This is a genomic window from Devosia lucknowensis (genome assembly GCF_900177655.1).
Taxonomy (GTDB): Bacteria; Pseudomonadota; Alphaproteobacteria; order Rhizobiales; family Devosiaceae; genus Devosia; species Devosia lucknowensis.
The window spans coordinates 1214983-1232295 of the sequence record NZ_FXWK01000001.1 but is presented as its reverse complement, the minus strand read 5'-3'; the positions used below and the strand labels follow the sequence as shown (position 1 = coordinate 1232295).

The window sequence follows — 17313 nt, the reverse complement described above, 5'->3', positions numbered from 1 at the left end:
AGCCCAGGGCCGTCGCGGCCCTGGTCCCCTTATCCGCTCTTCGGACACCTTCTCCCACGAGGGCAGAAGGCGATGGAGCCGTGGCATGCACTTGGTGATGGCGCCCTTATTTCATTTTGGAAGAAGGTTGGATCGCGCGCTGCGCAAGGCCGATGCGGGAACGGTGCCCGTCTACACTCTGGACAGCCCGTCGCTCTGCCTTTAAAGGCACGGGCCAGGGGTAGGTGGCAGAGTGGTTGATTGCTCCGGTCTTGAAAACCGGCGAAGGTGAAAGCCTTCCGGGGGTTCGAATCCCTCCCTACCCGCCACGCCGCGCATATTGACCTCCGCGCCGACCGGCGCGAACACAGCGAGGCCGGCGCCATGACCATACTCTATTCCGGCGCTTTTCCCGTCGCATACGGCCAGTTCTACCTGGAAGCCGGCAACCGCTTCGAGGGTGACATGGCGCGTTGCTTTGCGGGGCAAAGCAACGGACTGCTCGGCGCACGCGTGCCCGGCCTGCTGTTTGCCGTCACCGGACTGCACACCGGTATTGTGGGCCTCACCATCAGCCTCGAGGACGGCGAGCCGATCCTAGACGAGAGTTGGGACGAGATTGTCGAAGTGTCCCTGCAGGTGTCGGGTTCGGAGGTTGGCCTTCTCGAATGGTCAAGCGACGTTCCACATGGGCTTGCGGTCATGGCGGGCAGCTATCGCGTGCGATACGCGGCCTGCAACATGGACGCGGCCAGCGAAGCCGACACACATGAGGGAGCCGAGCCCATAGACCAGTATAGGCTGCAGCTGTGGCCAGCGTCGCCGCAACCCGACATGGTTATCCGGCAGACCGGCGCGACCGCGGAATACTGGCACGACTGGGCCCGGGGGCTGCAAACTTAGGGCCGTGGGCGAAACGTGCTTGAGCGCCACGCTGCGGTCGCGCTAAGAGGCGCCGATGCCTGATCTGACTTCGAGGATGATGCCATGAGCCGCAAGGAATTCGACGCTTCGCGCATGCGGCGGATGAAACGCGTGGCCGGGCGGCATGGGCTGACGATCCTGACAGCCGAAAAGATAAAGGTGCTGGGGCAGGCCGGCGGACACCAGGTACGGGACGACGAGACGTTCAAGATCGTCTACGGCGACATTCCCAAGCCGTTTTCGGCGTCGCTCGACGACATTGAAACCTGGCTCGAGCAGCTCGATGCAGAATCGGACTGAGCGTCAAAGTCATTGCGACCAGCGGCAACCTGTTGGGCGGCCGACCGTTTCCCGTGCGTGTGACAATTTCATGAAAGCGGGCGAAGCGTAAGCGAGACTGACCAGATGAACAACCCTTCTTCTGCCAGCGCCCGGTGCAATCCGTTATTCAAGCGGTAATGGAATCGACGCACACTGTTACCTGTAGGCTCGTCTGGAGCCAGTCTGGTTCCAGACTATCGTGATCGCGGGCTTCTGCGGAATCCTTACCTACGTCCGCATCCCGCTCCGTAGTGGAGGCGCGTTCCTCATGTTTACCCTGATCAACGCCGACGCCGAAGAAGACGACGCCGAAATCACCGACCCTCAAGAAATCGCAGAACTGTTTGCGGCCATTGCCGCCGTGGCCATCGAGGCCATCGGCGCCGGACAGGCCCGCACGCTGTTCGAGGCGGTCGTCGAGCAGGAGGGTCGCGACCCAAACTGAGCGCAGATCACGCCTTTCCAGACATCGCCAGATTGCATGGCATCGTGCCCTGATTATTCCTGGGCTTCAGACCTGACGGACCGCAGAACGGGGTGAACCCTCTGCGTTCCGTGAGCCCATGACAGCGGACCGCCATGACTCACATCGACAGCGCAAGCCTGCGCCGCGCCGAAATCTTGCCCCTGGGTGACGCTGCGCTGCTCGTCCGGTTTGGCACACGTCTCGACGAGAGCACCAACAGGTCGGTGCTGGCACTGGCAGAGGTGCTGCAGAGCGACCCAATCGCCGGCGTGCTGGAAGTAGCGCCGAGCCTCGTGTCGGTGCTGATCCGATACGACCCCGATACAATCTCATTGACGCGACTCGCCGGGGAAACCGCGCTTCGGCTACAGGCTCCAGACGGCCATGGGCAGAAGGCCGTCCATACTCTTGCGGTGCGATTTGACGGCCCGGACCTGGCTGAGGTTGCCGCCACGCTGGGATTGGAGCCTTCCGAGTTCATTTCCCGACATAATTCAGCGCCCCTCCGCATTCTGACGACCGGATTTGCGCCCGGTTTCGTTTATTGCGGCATGCATGGCCGGGACCTGACCTTGCCACGACGCCAGTCGCTGCGGCCAATGGTGCCCGCGGGGAGCGTGCTTTTCGCCGCCGGCCAGACGGCAATTGCCGCAACGGATATCCCGACAGGGTGGCACGTGATCGGCAGCACCGATTTCCGCAACTTCAGACCAGAGCGGGACCCGCCGACGATCCTGCGGGCTGGCGAGCTGGTGCAATTCACGGTAGCGCCATGACCGTTTGCATCCTGCGAGCCAGTCCGCTCAGCACGATCCAGGACCTGGGGCGGCCGGGATTGCTTGCGCAGGGTATCAGCGCGTCGGGACCGATGGACCGTGGCGCCTTCGACGCCGCGGGCCGGCTGGCAGGGGCGAGCGGGGACGCCGGCATCGAATTCACACGCGCCGGGATCGAGCTTAAGGTCGAGGATGGATCGTTCCGGATCGGCTGGGCGGGCGGCGCATTCACGGTGGCCATCAATGGATCGCTGGAGACCTGGCCCGGGGGCGCCCTGGTTCGCAGCGGCGACGTGATTTCGATCACGCCGGGGGCTGCTGGCAATTACGGCTATCTGCGATTTGGCCCGAGGCTGGATCTGCCGGAGGTGATGGGGAGCCGGGCGACCAGCACGCGAGCGCGGCTGGGCGGGCTTGATGGCCGCGCACTCATGGCGGGCGACGTGCTTGCTCTCCAGGGAAGCGGGGTGGAGCCTCGGAACGTGGCCATGCCAGAAGCCAGCGATGGCTCGATCCGCTTTGTCTGGGGCATCCATGCGGAGGCATTCGTCGCCGAGGTTCGGCAATGGTTCGTAACCGAGATGTTTCGTATCAGCCCGGTGATGGACCGCATGGGGGTGCGGCTGGAGGACCGGAGCGGCCTGTTTTCAGGTGCCAGTATCCTGTCGCTGATATCCGACCCGATCCTGCCGGGCGATATCCAGATCCTGGGCGACGGCACGCCAATCGTGCTGATGCGCGACCATCAGCCGACCGGTGGCTATCCGCGGATCGGCACGGTCATCGCGGCCGATCTCGACCGGTTTGCGCAAATGCGAGCGGGCCGCGAGATTGCATTTTCCCCGGTGACGGTCGAGCATGCGCAGCGCCTGTTGCGGAGCCGCCCATGACGAAAACGATCGACCTGAATGCCGACCTCGGCGAAGGCATGGGGACCGATGACGACCTGCTGGCCGTGGTCTCAAGCGCTTCCATCGCCTGCGGGGGGCATGCCGGGGATGCGGCCACCATCCGGCATATCCTGAAGGTCTGCAAGGCCCGCGGCGTGCGGGCGGGCGCCCATCCGGGCTATAACGACCCGAAACGCTTTGGCCGCTTCCGCCTGGTCATGCCGCTCGAAGACCTACTGGGGCAGATTCGCAGCCAGATGTTCCTAGTGCGCCATATCGCCGACGAGGTGGACGTGCCGCTGCGCTATGTGAAGCTGCACGGGGCGCTGGCCAACCAGACGGCCGAGGAACTGGCCTTTGCGGTGGGGATATTCGCCGCGATCCATGCGATGGATCCAAAAATGGCGGTGCTGGCGCTCGACAATAGCGAGCAGGTGCGGGCGGCACGGGCTGTAGGCTTGCCGCTGATCCGCGAGGCCTATGCCGACCGCGCCTATGGCGCGGATGGACTGCTGGTGCCGCGCACAGTAGAGGGCGCGGTGATCCACGATGCCGAGGCGGTCATTGCGCGATGCCTGCGCCTGGCGCAGACCGGCGAGATCGTGGCCGTGGATGGAACGGTGCTGAAATCGGCGGCGCGATCGATCTGCCTGCATGGCGATACGCCGGGGGCCGTGGACCTGGCGCGAGAGGTGCGCGACGCGCTGGAGAGCGAGGGGATCACCATAGCGCCGGTGGATCCCGAGGCGGCGACGTAGCTGGCGCGGGGGAGACGTACCCTGGGACCTCTGAGGAGGGAGAGGTGAAATCGGCGACATGCCTTTGGGTTCAAAGGACCCAGGGTAGCTGGTGGAGGGGGCGGGGGCCCCCTCAATGGTCTAGATGGCCAGGTATTCGTGGCGCAACTCGGCGTTGTCGAGCACTTCCTTGGCGGTGCCCGAGAAAACGACTTCGCCGGTATCGAGGATGACGGCGCGGTCGGCGAGCTTGAGGGCCGCGACGGCGTTCTGCTCGACAATCACCGTGGTGATGCCCAGCGGCTTGATCGAATGCAGGATGCGCTCGATTTCCTGCACGATGACGGGTGCCAGGCCTTCATAGGGCTCATCGAGAAGCAGGAGCTTGAGATCGCGGGCCAGGGCGCGCGCAATGGCCAGCATCTGCTGTTCGCCGCCGGAGAGGGTCACGCCTTCCTGGGTACGGCGCTCGGCAAGACGCGGAAAGCTCTCGTAGATCTGGTCGAGGCTCCACCCATGGCCGGGCGCGACGCGGGCGAGATTGAGATTTTCCTCGACCGTGAGGCCCTGGATGATGCGGCGATCTTCCGGGACCAGCTGAATGCCTGATCGGGCGGCCTGGAAGCTCTTCATCTGGTGCACGGGTTGTCCGTCGAGCCAGATTTCCCCGCCGCGCATTTCCGGATTGTCGGCGCGTGCGATGGTTCGGAGCGTGGAACTCTTGCCCGCGCCGTTGCGGCCGAGAAGCGCGAGGATTTCGCCCTTGCGCACATCGAGCGAGACACCCTGCACGATGTAGCTTTCACCATAATAGGCGTGGACGTCGCGCACCGAGAAAAAGGGGCGGGTGGTCTCGATATCGGCGGCGTGAGTGCCGGCCAGGGTGGTTTCAGAGGTCATGGCGACGGAACTCATTCGTGTGCTCCTCCGAGATAGGCTTCCTGGACCTTGGGATTGCCGCGCACCTGATCGGGGGTGCCGTCGGCGATGATGCGGCCCTGGGCGAGAACGGAAATCTTGTCGGCCAGCGAGAACACGACATGCATGTCGTGCTCGATGATGACCTTGGTCATGCCGCGGCTCTTGATCTTCTTGAGCAGCTCGATGGTGGTGTTGGTATCGTGGCGGCTCATGCCGGCGGTGGGCTCGTCGAGCAGCAGCAGGCGCGGATGCTGGATGAGGCACATGGCCAGTTCCATGCGCCGCTTGTCGCCGCGCGACAGCGAACCGGCCGGGCTGTCCTTGCGGTTGATGAGGCCGACATCCTCGAGCATGTGCTCGGCCTCGGCCCGGATGCCGGTCTCGCTGTCGAGCGTGCGCAGCATGTTGAGCTTGAACCTGCCGTCGCGCTTGGACAGGGCCGGGATCATCACGTTATGCAGCACCGAGAGATCGGCGAAGATCTCGGGGGTCTGGAACACGCGGGCAATGCCGAGCTGGTTGATCTGGTGCGGCTTCTTGCCGGTGAGGATGGCACCGTCGAACACGACCTGGCCACTGGAGGGCGCGAGCTTGCCGATGATGACATTCAGGAGGGTGGATTTACCGGCCCCATTGGGGCCGATGATCGCGTGGGTCTTGCCTTCCTCGATCTGGAGATCGATGTCGGCCAGGGCATGCAGACCCCCGAACCGCTTGTGGACGTCTGCGACGTGCAGGACAACGTTTCCATTGGACATGTGACGATCCTACTCTGCGGCTTGGGTCTGGGTGGTGGAGCGCGGCGTCGATCCGCGGTTGCGGAAGGCGGCGGCGATGCGGCGCACGCCTTCCATGATGCCACCGGGCAGGAAGATGACGATGATCACGAAGAGCAGGCCCAGCGTCAGGTGCCAGCCGTCGCCGACGAACTTGCCCACGACCTTGACCACGACGCTATCCATGCCATCGGGCAGGAAGTCGAAGAAACGGGCGAGGATATTGTCGTTGAGCGCCGAGAGGATGTTCTCGAAGTACTTGATGATCCAAGCGCCGATGACCGGACCCACAAGGGTGCCGACGCCGCCCAGAATGGTCATCAGCACGACTTCGCCCGAGGCGGTCCACTGCATGCGTTCGGCACCGGCAAGCGGATCGGTGACGGCGAGAAGCGCACCGGCAAGCCCGGCATACATGCCCGAGATCACGAAGGCGGAGAGCGCATAGGGACGGGTATTGAACCCGGTGAACTGCATGCGCGTCTGGTTGGACTTGATGGCCTTGAGCATCATGCCGAAAGGTGAGCCGGCGATGCGCTGGGCGAGGAAGAAGGTGATGATCAGGAAGCCGGCGCAGAAGTAGAAGCCGGCGTAACCGCCGATGGGCGTGCCCAGAAGGGTCGGGATCGGCTGGCCGACGAAGCCGTGGCCGACGGCCGCGTCGAGGACGCGCGGATCGCTCAGGGTGAGCTGCAGACCGGTTTCGCCATTGGTGATCGGGGTGAGCACCGAATAGGCGAGGTTGTAGCTCATCTGCGCGAAGGCGAGGGTGAGGATAGAGAAGTAGATGCCGGAGCGGCGCAGGCAGAGGAAGCCGATGACGAGGGCAAAGAGACCCGAGACGATGACGGCGAAAAACATGGCCGGGATGGCATCAAGCGTCAGCAGCTTGAGCGACCAGACGGCCGTGTAGGAACCGACACCGAAGAAGGCGGCGTGGCCGAAGCTGAGGTAGCCGGTGAGCCCGAAGAGGATGTTAAAGCCGACGGCGAAGATGCCGTAGATCATGAAACGCTGCAGCAGGTCCGGGTAGCCGGCGCCGAAGGGCGCCAGCCAGATTGGCATGGCCAAAACCACGACCGTGAAGCCGAGCAGCAGGAAGAGGTCGTTGCGGGACATGAGATTGGGGTTCATGTCAGGCCTCCATCACACCGCGCCGACCCATGAGGCCCCGCGGACGAACGAGTAGAATGACGACGGCGACGAGATAGATGATGATCTGGTCGATGCCGGGGAAGACGGCTTTCACCTGGTTCATGGACGCGAAGGACTGCAGGATGCCCAGGAGGAAACCTGCCAGGACGGCGCCGGGCAGCGAGCCCATGCCGCCCACCACGACGACAACGAAGGACAGCACCAGGAAATCCATGCCGATGTGGTAGTTGGGCGGCAGGATGGGCGTGTACATGACCCCCGCCATGCCTGCGACCACGGCGGCAAGGCCGAACATGATGGTGAAGCGGCGGTCGATATTGATGCCGAGCAGCCCCACGGTCTCCCGATCGGCCATGCCGGCGCGCACCACCATGCCGAAGGTGGTGAACTGCAGGAAGGCGAAGACACCGCCGATGACCACGGCCGCGAAGAGGAAATAGACCAGGCGCCAGATGGGGTAGGTGATGACATTGGCCTGCATGCCCAGCCACGCGCCGATATCGGCCGCGCCGCGGAAATCGGTCGGCATGGGCTGGGGCATCGGGTTTGGCCCGAAGATCGACTTGATCACTTCCTGCGCAACGATGGCGAGGCCGAAGGTGACAAGGATCTGTTCGGCATGGGGGCGCTTGTAGAAGTGCTTGATGATGCCGCGTTCCATGCCGATGCCGATGAGCAGCATGACCGGGATGGTGATGAGGATGGACAGGGGCACGGAATAGTTGACCAGAACCGCGCCAAAATCGCCAAACCACGCCTGTACCAGCGGTTCGCGGATTTCCAGCGGCTGTCCCCAGGGCGAGAGGCGTTCGGGGTCGATGGTGACCGTTTCCATGGTGAGGAACATTCGCACGGTCACGGCGCAGAACGCGCCAAGCATGAAGAGCGCGCCATGCGCGAAATTGACCACGCCCAGCGTGCCGAACACGAGGGTGAGGCCAAGGGCGATCAGCGCGTAGGCAGCGCCTTTATCGAGCCCGTTGAGGAATTGCAGAAAGATGACTTCGAACATGGATGGCTCCGTCGCGCCTGAGGCACGCTTCTATCGTCTCGGCCGTCACCGCCGGGCGTGACCCGGCGGTCCAGTTTGCGCTGGCGCAATGGCTGGATTGCCCGGTCAAGCCGGGCAATGACGAAGGTTGAGAGCGGTTGTCAGCCGATCAGCACTGCGGCACGGGTTCTGCCGGTCCCAGCTCGCCGCCGAAGATCGACGGGTCGTAGGTGGCAGCTTCGCGGTCGACTTCCTGAACGACGTTGAGGACGTCGAACTCGCTGGTCGGGGCCTCGTTGCCCTGCACCACCAGGACCGACTTCATGCACTGATGGTCTTCCGCACGGTAAAGCGTGCGACCATTGCCCATGCCGTCGAATTCGTGGCCTTCCAGCGCCTTGATGACTTCCGGCGGATAGAAGGTGCCGGCGCGTTCCACCGCATCCGCGTAGAGCAACATCTGCACATAGGCGGTGTGAGCGGCCTGGGACGGCGGGGAACCATAGGCGGCGCCGAAGGACTTGGTGAAGGCGATCGAGCCCGGATCCTGGAGGTTCCAGTGCCAGTTCGAGGTGCCGTAGACACCCTGCATGGCTTCGCCTGCGCCCTTGGCCATCAGCTCGGACACGAGCGGCGTGACGATCTGGAACTGCTTGCCGTTTGCTTCGCGGTCGCGCAGGCCAAACTGCACGGCCTGAGGCAGCGAGTTGACCATGTCGAGGCCGTAGTGGTTGAGGATCAGCACGTCGGCGCCGGAATTGAGGATCGGCGTGAGGTACTGCGAGTAGTCGGTGGAGCCGAGCGGGGTGCGGACCGTCGCCACGGTTTCCCAGCCGAGGGCTTCAGTCGCAGCCTTGATCGATTCTTCCTGCGTCCAACCCCAGGTGTAGTCTGCGGTGAGGTGGTAGGCGCGGCGGTCGGCGCCGTATTCCTGGCCGAGCACCGGACCAAGAGCGATACCGGACTGATAGGCATTGAAGAAGTGACGGAAACCGTAGCGCCGCTTGTCCTTGCCGGTCGTGTCGTTGGAGTGCGTCAGGCCGGCCATGAAAATGATGCCCTTTTCCTGGCACAGGCCCTGCACGGCAATGGCTTCGCCCGAGGACGAGCCGCCGGTGATCATGATGGCGCCATCGCGCTCGATCATGCGTGTCGCGCCGGCGCGGGCCACGTCGGACTTGGTCTGGCTGTCCGAGGACACATAGCCGACCTTCTTGCCCAGGATGCCGTTGCCCGTGAGGGCGGTCGGGGTCAGGACGTTGATCAGGCCGCCGTCGCCTTCGCCGTTGAGGTGGGCGATGGCCAGTTCATAGGCCTTCTGCTCATCGGCACCTTCTTCGGCGTATGCACCGGTCAGGGGCAGGTTGAGGCCGATGGTTACAGTGTCGCCAGTGGGGTTGTTGCAGAAGTCTTCCTGCGCCCATGCACCCTTGGTGAACATCATGGGCGCAACGCCCGTACCGATAATGCCGGCCATGCCGGTCTGCAGTACCCTGCGGCGGGAGAGCCCGCGCTTCAAAAGTGTCATTGATCTCCTCCTTTGGCGCGGGGCGACTGATGCTTTGCCAGAGGCTCACCGCTTGCCAAGTATTCGACACATTTGAAAACGACGGCAATACGTCGTTGTAATATCGAGCAAAAATTGTAAATACTTGTTCTGCTTGTGACTGATCAGCGTAAATTCGTTGACAGATCAGGCTGTGGGGAGGGCAGACATCATGCGGGCGCCGATCGGATTCCGGATCAGCAACAGGCGGAAATCGCTCAGAATTTCGCAGGCGGCACTGGCGCGGCTGGTCGGCATATCGCCGAGCTATCTGAACCTGATCGAGAACAACAAACGCGATGTGGGCGGGGCGCTGCTGCAGCGTGTCGCACTCCATCTGGACATCGGAATCGAGGACCTGACCGGGCAGGCGGAGCAGAAACTGCTCCAGGACCTCGAAGAGGCCTATGCCGATCCCATGGTTGAGTCGCTGCCTTTCCAGCCGGACGAGCGGCGGCAGATGGTGGCCCAATATCCGGCCAGTGCTGCGGCGATGGCGCGGATGCATCGCGCGTATGCCGACGCGGTGGCGAACGCCGATGCCTATGCCGACCGGCTGCGCTCGGACCCGATGCTCGGGCAGATGCTGCACCAGATCCTTTCGGGAATTACCGCGGTGCGATCGAGCGCGGAAATCCTCGAGGAAGTGCCTGATCTCGACGACACAGAGCGTCGCCGTTTCGTCGATGCCATCGGCCGCGAAGCGCGGGTGCTCAGCGATGTGGCGCGCAGCCTGATCGGGCAGTTCGAAAGCACCAGCCAGACGGCAAGCAGGATTTCGGCGCTGCGCGAAATCGACGACCTGATCATCGAAAACCGCAATTATTTCCCACATCTCGAGGAAACAGCGACGCAATTGCGGGCGGATGTCGAGCAGCAGGGACAGTTCGATCTGGGCGGGCTTGGCCACTGGCTTGAAAGCCGCTTCGGGGTGACCATTCGCATCGGCGGGGAGGCGCAGGTGCCGGATTTCCCCGGACAGTACAGGTTCGACGCCGAGAGCCTAACAATGTGGTTCCAGGGGACGACGACCCAGGCGACCCGGTACTTCCAGCTCGCGCGATTGCTGGGGGAGCTGTCGGCGCCCGATGTGCTGCGCCAGACGCTCGATGGAGCCGTGCTGACCTCGCCGACGGCGCGGCGGCTGGCGGCGCGGGCCATGGGGTCATATCTGGCTGGTGCGATGGTGTTCCCGTATTCGCGCTTCCTGGCGGAGGCCGAGCGGGCCGCCTATGACATCGACCAATTGAGGCAGGCGTTCAATGGCAGTTTCGAACAGGTCGCGCACCGGCTGGTGTCGCTGCGGCGACCGGGCGAGGAGGGTATTCCGTTCGGTTTTCTCCGCTCCGATCCGGCCGGGCGGCTGACCAAGCACTTTCCATTGCCTGGCCTGCTCCTGCCCAATGCCGGCCACGCCTGTCCGCTCTGGGCCATCTACGGTGCCTTTCGGCAGCCCGATGCCCTGCTGCGGCAGGTGGTGCGTTTCTCGGATGGCTCGCGCTACCTCTTCCTTGCGCGGACGCTGCAGCACCGGCCGCATTCGTTCCGCGACCAGCCGACCGTGATCTCGGTGATGCTGGCCTGTGACGCGCTGCACGCCGACCGCACCATATACGGCACCGGACTGAACCTTTCGGACCAGACGGCCGACGTGCCGGTGGGACCGAGCTGCCGGCTGTGCCCGCGGCGGGACTGTTCGGCAAGGCAGGAAGAGATGCTGGGGCCCGGTGGACAGCGTTCGGTGACACGCCTGCCGCTGATCCCGAAAGAATTCGGCCTTGGCGAACACGGGTGATTGCGCTTTATTGTCGCTGTTCGCGGAGGGGAGACCGCGGATGACTGGGGGGAAGTTTGGCTGTCGATGTTCTGATCGCCGAGGATGAGCCAAGTATATTGGAATCACTCGACTTCATTCTGCGACGCGCAGGCTGGAGCATCGATTCCGTGACGGACGGGGAAGCGGCGCTTGAAAGCGTCCGGCGAAACCGGCCACGAGTGCTGGTGCTCGACGTGATGCTGCCGCGCCGCAGTGGTTTCGACGTGCTCAAGCAATTGCGCGCCAGCATCGATACCAAGGACCTGCCCGTGCTGATCCTGACGGCAAAGGGGCAGCAGCAGGACCGACGGATCGCAGAGGAGCTGGGGGCGGACGGGTTCGTCACCAAGCCCTATTCCAATGCCGAAGTGGTCGGAGCCGTACGGCAGTTGCTGGGCGACGCGGATGGAACGCCGTAGGGTCGTCGGCGGCATGCTGGTGCTGACAGTGGCGGGGTTTCTGCTGCTGGTGCCGCCACTGGTGCAACTCTTCAATCACGACGTGCGCTTTGCGGGCGTGCCGCAGATCGTCGTTTATCTCTTCGGACTGTGGCTGGCGCTGATCGGGGGAACGGTGGCGTTGACGCGACACCTCGAGCCCGACCGGAACGACCTGTCCGACGAAGGCGACAGCTGATGTTGTCGGCCGATTTCGTCATTGCCACATCGATCGCCTATGTGGGGTTGCTGTTCGTTCTGGCCTATGTCGGCGACCGGCGGGCGCGGCGCAACAACAATTCCTGGCTGCATTCGCCGGCCGTCTATACGCTGTCCATATCGGTCTATTGCACAAGCTGGACATTCTACGGCGCCGTGGGAAATGCCGCGCGCAGTGGGCTGGAATTCCTCACGATCTATCTTGGCCCGACGCTGGTGTTCGTGGGGTGGTATTTCCTGTTGCGGCGGCTGGTGCGCATCGGCCACCTGCATCGCATCACCTCCGTGGCCGACCTGCTGTCGTCCCGCTTCGGCAAGTCGAGCCGGCTGGGCGTCATCGTCACCTGCATCGCTGTGGTGGGCATCGCGCCCTATATCGCCCTGCAGCTCAAAGCAGTGACATCGTCGATCCAGGCGGTCGCCGGATCGTCGGAATTCGGCCGCGGGAGCCTCAAGGGCATCGACGATGTGGGGCTGGCGCTGGGGGTGGCGGCGGCCATGGCGCTGTTCACCATTCTCTTCGGCACGCGGCACGTCGATGCCAAGGAGCAGCATCATGGCGTCGTGGCCGCCATCGCCTTCGAGGCGGTGGTGAAGCTGGCGGCACTCGTGGCGGTAGGGGTGTTCGTCGTCTATATCGGGGGCGGGCTTGACGCCATCTTCAGCCGGGCAGGCGAGATGGGCATCGTCGTGGATACGTCGGCATCGTTCGACAGCCGCTGGATCACCACGCTGGTGCTGTCGATCGCGGCGATCGTGTGCCTGCCACGCCAGTTCCAGGTGACGGTGGTCGAAAATTCGGATGAAAACCACCTGCGCGTCGCCGGCTGGGCCTTTCCGGCCTACATGATGCTGATGAGCGTCTTCATCCTGCCCATCGCAGTCTACGGACTGACGGTGATGCCCGCAGGTTCGAACCCCGACATGTTCGCGCTGACGCTGCCGCTGGCAGCCGGGCAGAACGGGCTGGCGCTGTTCGCCTTTATCGGCGGGTTCTCGTCGGCGACATCGATGATCATCCTCGAATCCATCGCGCTCTCGATCATGGTTTCGAACCACATCATCATGCCGCTGGTGCTCCGCTTCAGCACGAGCGAGCTGTCGGCGGACGGGCAGGGCGTGAGCCGGCTGCTGCTGGTGGCGCGGCGATTTTCGATCGTGCTGATCCTGTCGCTGGGGTTCTTCTACTTCTTCTTCACACGCGATTCCGACGCGCTGGCGCCGATCGGGCTGATTTCGTTCACGGCCATCGCGCAGTTCTTTCCGGCGCTGCTGGCGGCGATCTTCTGGAAGGACGCGTCTCTCAAGGCGGTGACGGCTGCGATCCTGGCCGGGTTCGTGGTGTGGGCGTGGTGCTGTTTCCTGCCCTCGTTCGAGTCGGTTTCGGAGGGCGTTGCCCTGCTGCTGCAGGTGGGGCCGTGGGGGATCGGCTGGCTGCGCCCCGAGGCCATGTTCGGGCTCGAAGGCTGGGATCCGCTGACGCATGCCGCGTTCTGGAGCCTTTCGATCAATATCCTGGTGCTGACGGTGGGCTCGCTGGTGACGACGCCTTCAGCACTCGAACGCATCCAGGCTACCGCCTTTGTCGACGTGTTCAGCCGCCGTGGGCTGCCGCAGGGCAATTTCGTGCGCGGTTCGGCGACGGCCAACGACCTGTTTTTCGTGGCCGAGCGCGTGCTCGGGGAAAAGCGTGCCGCGGCATTGTTCGAAACTGCCGCGCGCGAGCGGGGCGTCGATCCGGCGGGGCTGGAGCCGACGCCCGAATTCATCGCCCGGCTGGAGCGCGAGCTGGCCGGTTCGATCGGCGCGGCGTCGGCCCACGTGATGCTATCGAAGGTGGTGGCCGGCGGTGACGTATCGCTTGAAGAAATGATGCAGATGGCGGATGAGACGCAACAGGCCATCGAATATTCCCAGGAGCTGGAGCGGACCTCGGCAGAGTTGCGGGTGACGGCGCGGAAGCTTGAGGACGCCAATGCACAGTTGCGCGAACTCGACAGCCAGAAGGACGAGTTCCTGAGCCAGGTCAGCCACGAAGTGCGCACGCCGATGACCTCAATCCGCTCGTTCTCGGAAATCCTCATGGAGCCGGGCGATCTCAACGACAGCCAGCGCCAGCGCTTCGTCAGCACGATCCACCAGGAAAGCCTGCGACTGACCAAGTTGCTGGACGAGATTCTCGACCTCAGCGCGCTGGAACGGGGTGAGCGGAGCTGGCGCAATACGCCGGTCGACGCCGAGGCGGCACTGGACCGGGCGGTCGCGGTCTGCGATGCGCTGCTGCGGCAGAAAGGCATGCGGGTGGAGTTCGGCGAGCGGGCGCGAACGACGATGGTCGAGGGCGATGGCGACCGGCTTTGTCAGGTGTTCATCAACCTGATCTCGAATGCGGTGAAGTACAATCATACCGATAACCCGGTGGTGCGGATCACCTCGGGCGTGAAGGCGGGGCAGTTCGTGGTCGATGTCGCCGACAACGGCCCCGGTATTTCCAAGCCGAACCGGAAACTGATCTTCGAGAAATTCTGGCGCGGCGTCGAGGGTGCCGGCGACCAGGGCGGTGCGGGGCTGGGACTGGCGATCAGCCGCCAGATCGTGGCGCGGATGAACGGGTCGCTGGATCTCGTGCAGGGACCCTTGCCCGGCGCCTGTTTCAGGGTGCGGCTGCCTGTCATCAAGCAGGCGGCTCTGGCCTAGCCCTCACCCTCGTCGGGAATGTTGAGCAGGTGACCGCAGGCCTTGCAGTGCACGGCGTCGGGCTCGTGCCGCTGCAAGCCGCATTGCGGGCAGGGAAACTTGATCTTGACCGGACGGAAGATCAGCTGCGCCAGCCGCACGAAGAGCGAAATGCCGATAATCATGACGACGATCGACACAAGCTTGCCGAAGGTTCCGGGCAGCACGATGTCGCCGAAGCCTGTCGTCGTCATCGTGGTGACGGTGAAGTAGAGCGCGTCGACATAGCCGGCGATGCCGGATTCGCGGTTGGCAAATGCCGTGTAGACGAAACCGGTCACCACGAAGATGAAGACGAGCAGGTTGATCACAGCCTGGATGGTGTCGCGGTAATCCGCCAGACCCCGTTTTTCCAGCGGGCGCCAGACGAGGCTCGACCTGCTCAGCGTCCAGAGCCTCAGGATGCGCAGGAAGCCCAGGTTGAAGAGCCATGTCGGCGCCAACAGGGTGATGAGGATGAAGATGTCGATGATGACCGGAAGCTGCCTGATCCAACGGGTCGGGTGCGACGCTGCAAGAGCGCGCGCGCCCAGATCGACAGCCAGGACAGCGGCGATCGAATAGTCGATCCAGAGGAAGCTCTCGCTGTCGCGCAAGAGCGGCGTCGCGATGAAGAAGGCAATGATCGCGAGATCGACGACGAGTATGATGGACTGGAAGCGCAGCGCCTTTGGAGACTGGCCGTGATAAAGGAGCCTCAGGGTGGAGCGCAGTCGTTCCAGTCCCTGTGGCGGCGTCTCTTGTGCAGGATCGGTCGTGGCCACGTCATCTCACTTGCGCTGGCTGAACGGACAATTCACGAGGCGCCAAGTGGGTTGCACATTCAAGCGCTTAGAGCTGCCGTCGTGCGCTAACAGTTAAACAGGCGTGGATTGCAGGGCGGAGCCGGTGTCGTCGTAACCGTCTGTGGCGTGCTGCTTCCACCCGAGGGCGATATCGACGCATTGGACCCGGTGTCACGTGGGGCAAGGCAAGCTTGTGCACCCATGACCCGGAATTCCGGACGAAAGGCCGACTGGATGTTGGGCAGGGGGAAGTAGCCCACATATTCGGGGCGCTCGCGATGCGGCCAGTCGTAGAGACCGGAAACGGTACGGCCGGTGACGGCGATGTCGCAGCGGGAGTTCAGCTCGACGCATGTGGTGCCTTCGCACTGGGTGAGGGCGCCTTCGTACAGCATGGTGAGGCTGAGACCGTCGGCAACCGTCAGGTCGAACTTGGTGCCCCTGATCGCAATGGACGCCGTCGGCGTGTCAATCGAATAGGCAGGTTTCGGGCTGGTGCCGGAGATAAATCGGAAGGTACCCGCCAGCGCGTTGACGGCGAACTTTTCGGCGCTGCCATTGCCATTGAGCAGGTAGGTTTCGATTTCCAGCGTACTGCGCGGACCCACGACGAGCTTGGTCTGGTCATCGAACAGCAGCTGGACGTTGCCGGTCGGTCCGGTAACGATCAGATCACCGATGGAGACGTCGCTGCCGACCACCAGTATCTGCTCGGCCTGACCGGTGCGAGACAGGGCATCGGGCTTGACGCCGACGGCCGTACCCTCATCGGCCGCATTTGCCGACGCGAGCAGAATAATCGAAGCAAAGATGGCGGAGGCAGAGCGTTTCAACATGACCATACTCTCCGACATGCCCGCTGAACCGGCGATGAACTGGTTGTTGTCGCGCCCATATTAGCAGACAGTCAGATCGGACGAATAGCCATGCGCTTTCATCTGACGTCGATGGTTGCGGGCCGGACGGACGGTTGCCGCAGGGCGGATGTCAGGCTATGTGCAGCACAAACAACCACCGGCCCGACGTGGGGCAAAGGGGACTTCATGAAGCTGGCCTTCGTCATTCCTGCCTATAATGAAGAGGCACTGATCGGCAAATGCCTTGAATCGGTGCTGGCAGAAATCAAGCGCTCGGGCGTTCCTGCGGACGTTATCGTCGTCAACAACGCTTCCAAGGATCGCACCGGCGAAATTGCCAGAAGCTTCGAGGGCGTGCGCGTTGTGGACGAGCCCAAGAAGGGGCTGGTCAATGCACGCGATGCCGGCTTTGCGGCGAGCGAAGGCTACGACCTGGTGGCCAATATCGACAGCGACACGATGGTACCCGAGGGCTGGCTCACGACCGTCATGTCCGAGTTCGCCAAGGACAGCAAGCTGGTGTGCCTCAGCGGTCCCTACATCTACTACGACATGGCTTCGCACAATCGCGTGCTGATCAGCATGTTCTATGGGCTGACCTACCTCATCTATCTCATCAACCGCTTCGTGCTGCGCGTGGGATCGGTGGTGCAGGGCGGAAATTTCGTGTTCAAGCGCGAGGCTTGGGCCGCTGTGGGTGGCTACGACCGCAGCATCGATTTCTTCGGCGAAGATACGGATGTGGCGGTGCGCCTTTCCAAGGTGGGTGGCGTCAAATGGACCTTCGGGCTCAAGATGAAGACGTCGGGCCGCCGGCTGGAGAAGGAAGGCGTGTTCCGGACCGCAGGCACCTATACCCTCAATTTCCTCTGGGTGACGTTCAAGGGCAAGCCGATCACCAAGGACTATACGGATATCCGTCCGCAATAGACTGGAAAGGTTGACCCGCGGCCTGGGCTGGCGCCGCCGGCCCCATGCGCT

General features: G+C 63.4%; 18 protein-coding genes and 1 tRNA gene. 12 read left to right on the top strand and 7 right to left on the bottom strand.

Annotated features, from left to right (window positions below):
• The first annotated feature begins 218 nt into the window (after positions 1 to 218).
• The 7 genes from CCK88_RS05820 (at position 219) to CCK88_RS05795 (ending at position 4114) form a co-directional block, all read left to right on the top strand.
• A tRNA-Ser gene (locus CCK88_RS05820) sits at positions 219 to 308 on the top strand.
• Between the two features lie 55 nt (positions 309 to 363).
• Complete coding sequence (locus CCK88_RS05815; RefSeq protein ID WP_086470836.1) at positions 364 to 882, top strand: hypothetical protein; 519 nt, start codon at positions 364 to 366, stop codon at positions 880 to 882.
• A gap of 84 nt (positions 883 to 966) precedes the next feature.
• Complete coding sequence (locus CCK88_RS05810; RefSeq protein ID WP_086469538.1) at positions 967 to 1203, top strand: hypothetical protein; 237 nt, start codon at positions 967 to 969, stop codon at positions 1201 to 1203.
• Between the two features lie 289 nt (positions 1204 to 1492).
• Complete coding sequence (locus tag CCK88_RS18370; protein ID WP_170926370.1) at positions 1493 to 1669, top strand: hypothetical protein; 177 nt, start codon at positions 1493 to 1495, stop codon at positions 1667 to 1669.
• A 134-nt stretch (positions 1670 to 1803) separates the two neighbouring features.
• Positions 1804 to 2466, top strand: a complete 663-nt coding sequence (locus tag CCK88_RS05805) for a 5-oxoprolinase subunit B family protein (protein WP_086469537.1) — start codon at positions 1804 to 1806, stop codon at positions 2464 to 2466.
• Complete coding sequence (locus tag CCK88_RS05800; RefSeq protein WP_086469536.1) at positions 2463 to 3356, top strand: 5-oxoprolinase subunit C family protein; 894 nt, start codon at positions 2463 to 2465, stop codon at positions 3354 to 3356. Before CCK88_RS05805 ends, CCK88_RS05800 begins: the two co-directional genes overlap by 4 nt.
• Positions 3353 to 4114, top strand: a complete 762-nt coding sequence (locus CCK88_RS05795; RefSeq protein WP_086469535.1) for a LamB/YcsF family protein — start codon at positions 3353 to 3355, stop codon at positions 4112 to 4114. The genes CCK88_RS05800 and CCK88_RS05795 overlap by 4 nt, the downstream gene beginning before the upstream one ends.
• A 120-nt stretch (positions 4115 to 4234) precedes the next feature.
• Here the strand turns inward: CCK88_RS05795 and CCK88_RS05790 are convergent, their stop codons facing one another.
• The 5 genes from CCK88_RS05790 to CCK88_RS05770 form a co-directional block, all read right to left on the bottom strand.
• Complete coding sequence (locus CCK88_RS05790; protein WP_170926470.1) at positions 4235 to 4993, bottom strand: ABC transporter ATP-binding protein; 759 nt, start codon at positions 4991 to 4993, stop codon at positions 4235 to 4237.
• 11 nt (positions 4994 to 5004) lie between these two features.
• Positions 5005 to 5772 (bottom strand): ABC transporter ATP-binding protein, encoded by a 768-nt coding sequence (locus CCK88_RS05785; RefSeq protein ID WP_086469533.1) that lies wholly within the window; start codon positions 5770 to 5772, stop codon positions 5005 to 5007.
• Positions 5773 to 5781: 9 nt separating this feature from the next.
• Complete coding sequence (locus CCK88_RS05780; RefSeq protein ID WP_086469532.1) at positions 5782 to 6924, bottom strand: branched-chain amino acid ABC transporter permease; 1143 nt, start codon at positions 6922 to 6924, stop codon at positions 5782 to 5784.
• A 1-nt stretch (position 6925) separates the two neighbouring features.
• A complete protein-coding gene (locus CCK88_RS05775) occupies positions 6926 to 7957 on the bottom strand; it encodes a branched-chain amino acid ABC transporter permease (protein WP_086469531.1) in 1032 nt (343 codons plus the stop codon).
• A 148-nt stretch (positions 7958 to 8105) separates the two neighbouring features.
• A complete protein-coding gene (locus CCK88_RS05770; protein ID WP_086469530.1) occupies positions 8106 to 9464 on the bottom strand; it encodes a substrate-binding protein in 1359 nt (452 codons plus the stop codon).
• Positions 9465 to 9654: 190 nt separating this feature from the next.
• On the opposite strand from CCK88_RS05770, the gene CCK88_RS05765 reads away from it, so the two are divergent.
• Genes CCK88_RS05765 through CCK88_RS05750 form a run of 4 tightly spaced genes read left to right on the top strand, consistent with a single transcriptional unit; the run spans position 9655 to position 14651 of the window.
• On the top strand, positions 9655 to 11277 hold the full coding sequence (locus CCK88_RS05765) for an XRE family transcriptional regulator (protein WP_086469529.1): 1623 nt from the start codon (positions 9655 to 9657) through the stop codon (positions 11275 to 11277).
• A 56-nt stretch (positions 11278 to 11333) separates the two neighbouring features.
• Positions 11334 to 11717, top strand: coding sequence for a response regulator transcription factor (locus CCK88_RS05760; RefSeq protein ID WP_086469528.1), 384 nt, complete (start codon positions 11334 to 11336; stop codon positions 11715 to 11717).
• Positions 11704 to 11934: a hypothetical protein gene (locus CCK88_RS05755; RefSeq protein WP_086469527.1), complete on the top strand. Its 231-nt coding sequence runs from the start codon at positions 11704 to 11706 to the stop codon at positions 11932 to 11934. The genes CCK88_RS05760 and CCK88_RS05755 overlap by 14 nt, the downstream gene beginning before the upstream one ends.
• On the top strand, positions 11934 to 14651 hold the full coding sequence (locus CCK88_RS05750) for a sensor histidine kinase (RefSeq protein WP_086469526.1): 2718 nt from the start codon (positions 11934 to 11936) through the stop codon (positions 14649 to 14651). Before CCK88_RS05755 ends, CCK88_RS05750 begins: the two co-directional genes overlap by 1 nt.
• Here the strand turns inward: CCK88_RS05750 and CCK88_RS05745 are convergent.
• A complete protein-coding gene (locus CCK88_RS05745; protein WP_086469525.1) occupies positions 14648 to 15454 on the bottom strand; it encodes a potassium channel family protein in 807 nt (268 codons plus the stop codon). The two genes, CCK88_RS05750 and CCK88_RS05745, sit on opposite strands and share 4 nt — an antisense overlap.
• Positions 15455 to 15540: 86 nt before the next feature.
• Positions 15541 to 16311 carry a FecR family protein gene (locus CCK88_RS05740; RefSeq protein WP_170926369.1) on the bottom strand — a complete coding sequence of 257 codons (771 nt, stop codon included), beginning with the start codon at positions 16309 to 16311 and terminating at the stop codon, positions 15541 to 15543.
• A 207-nt stretch (positions 16312 to 16518) separates the two neighbouring features.
• Between CCK88_RS05740 and CCK88_RS05735 the strand changes: the two genes are divergently transcribed.
• Complete coding sequence (locus CCK88_RS05735; RefSeq protein ID WP_086469523.1) at positions 16519 to 17262, top strand: glycosyltransferase family 2 protein; 744 nt, start codon at positions 16519 to 16521, stop codon at positions 17260 to 17262.
• The last annotated feature ends 51 nt before the right edge of the window (positions 17263 to 17313 follow it).

Excerpts from the sequence above, each read along its gene's own strand:
- CCK88_RS05815 (WP_086470836.1), top strand. The coding sequence starts at position 364 with ATGACCATACTCTATTCCGGCGCTTTTCCCGTCGCATACGGCCAGTTC.
- CCK88_RS05810 (WP_086469538.1), top strand. The coding sequence starts at position 967 with ATGAGCCGCAAGGAATTCGACGCTTCGCGCATGCGGCGGATGAAACGC.
- CCK88_RS18370 (WP_170926370.1), top strand. The coding sequence starts at position 1,493 with ATGTTTACCCTGATCAACGCCGACGCCGAAGAAGACGACGCCGAAATC.
- CCK88_RS05805 (WP_086469537.1), top strand. The coding sequence starts at position 1,804 with ATGACTCACATCGACAGCGCAAGCCTGCGCCGCGCCGAAATCTTGCCC.
- CCK88_RS05800 (WP_086469536.1), top strand. The coding sequence starts at position 2,463 with ATGACCGTTTGCATCCTGCGAGCCAGTCCGCTCAGCACGATCCAGGAC.
- CCK88_RS05795 (WP_086469535.1), top strand. The coding sequence starts at position 3,353 with ATGACGAAAACGATCGACCTGAATGCCGACCTCGGCGAAGGCATGGGG.
- CCK88_RS05790 (WP_170926470.1), bottom strand. The coding sequence starts at position 4,993 with ATGACCTCTGAAACCACCCTGGCCGGCACTCACGCCGCCGATATCGAG.
- CCK88_RS05785 (WP_086469533.1), bottom strand. The coding sequence starts at position 5,772 with ATGTCCAATGGAAACGTTGTCCTGCACGTCGCAGACGTCCACAAGCGG.
- CCK88_RS05780 (WP_086469532.1), bottom strand. The coding sequence starts at position 6,924 with ATGAACCCCAATCTCATGTCCCGCAACGACCTCTTCCTGCTGCTCGGC.
- CCK88_RS05775 (WP_086469531.1), bottom strand. The coding sequence starts at position 7,957 with ATGTTCGAAGTCATCTTTCTGCAATTCCTCAACGGGCTCGATAAAGGC.
- CCK88_RS05770 (WP_086469530.1), bottom strand. The coding sequence starts at position 9,464 with ATGACACTTTTGAAGCGCGGGCTCTCCCGCCGCAGGGTACTGCAGACC.
- CCK88_RS05765 (WP_086469529.1), top strand. The coding sequence starts at position 9,655 with ATGCGGGCGCCGATCGGATTCCGGATCAGCAACAGGCGGAAATCGCTC.
- CCK88_RS05755 (WP_086469527.1), top strand. The coding sequence starts at position 11,704 with ATGGAACGCCGTAGGGTCGTCGGCGGCATGCTGGTGCTGACAGTGGCG.
- CCK88_RS05750 (WP_086469526.1), top strand. The coding sequence starts at position 11,934 with ATGTTGTCGGCCGATTTCGTCATTGCCACATCGATCGCCTATGTGGGG.
- CCK88_RS05740 (WP_170926369.1), bottom strand. The coding sequence starts at position 16,311 with ATGTTGAAACGCTCTGCCTCCGCCATCTTTGCTTCGATTATTCTGCTC.
- CCK88_RS05735 (WP_086469523.1), top strand. The coding sequence starts at position 16,519 with ATGAAGCTGGCCTTCGTCATTCCTGCCTATAATGAAGAGGCACTGATC.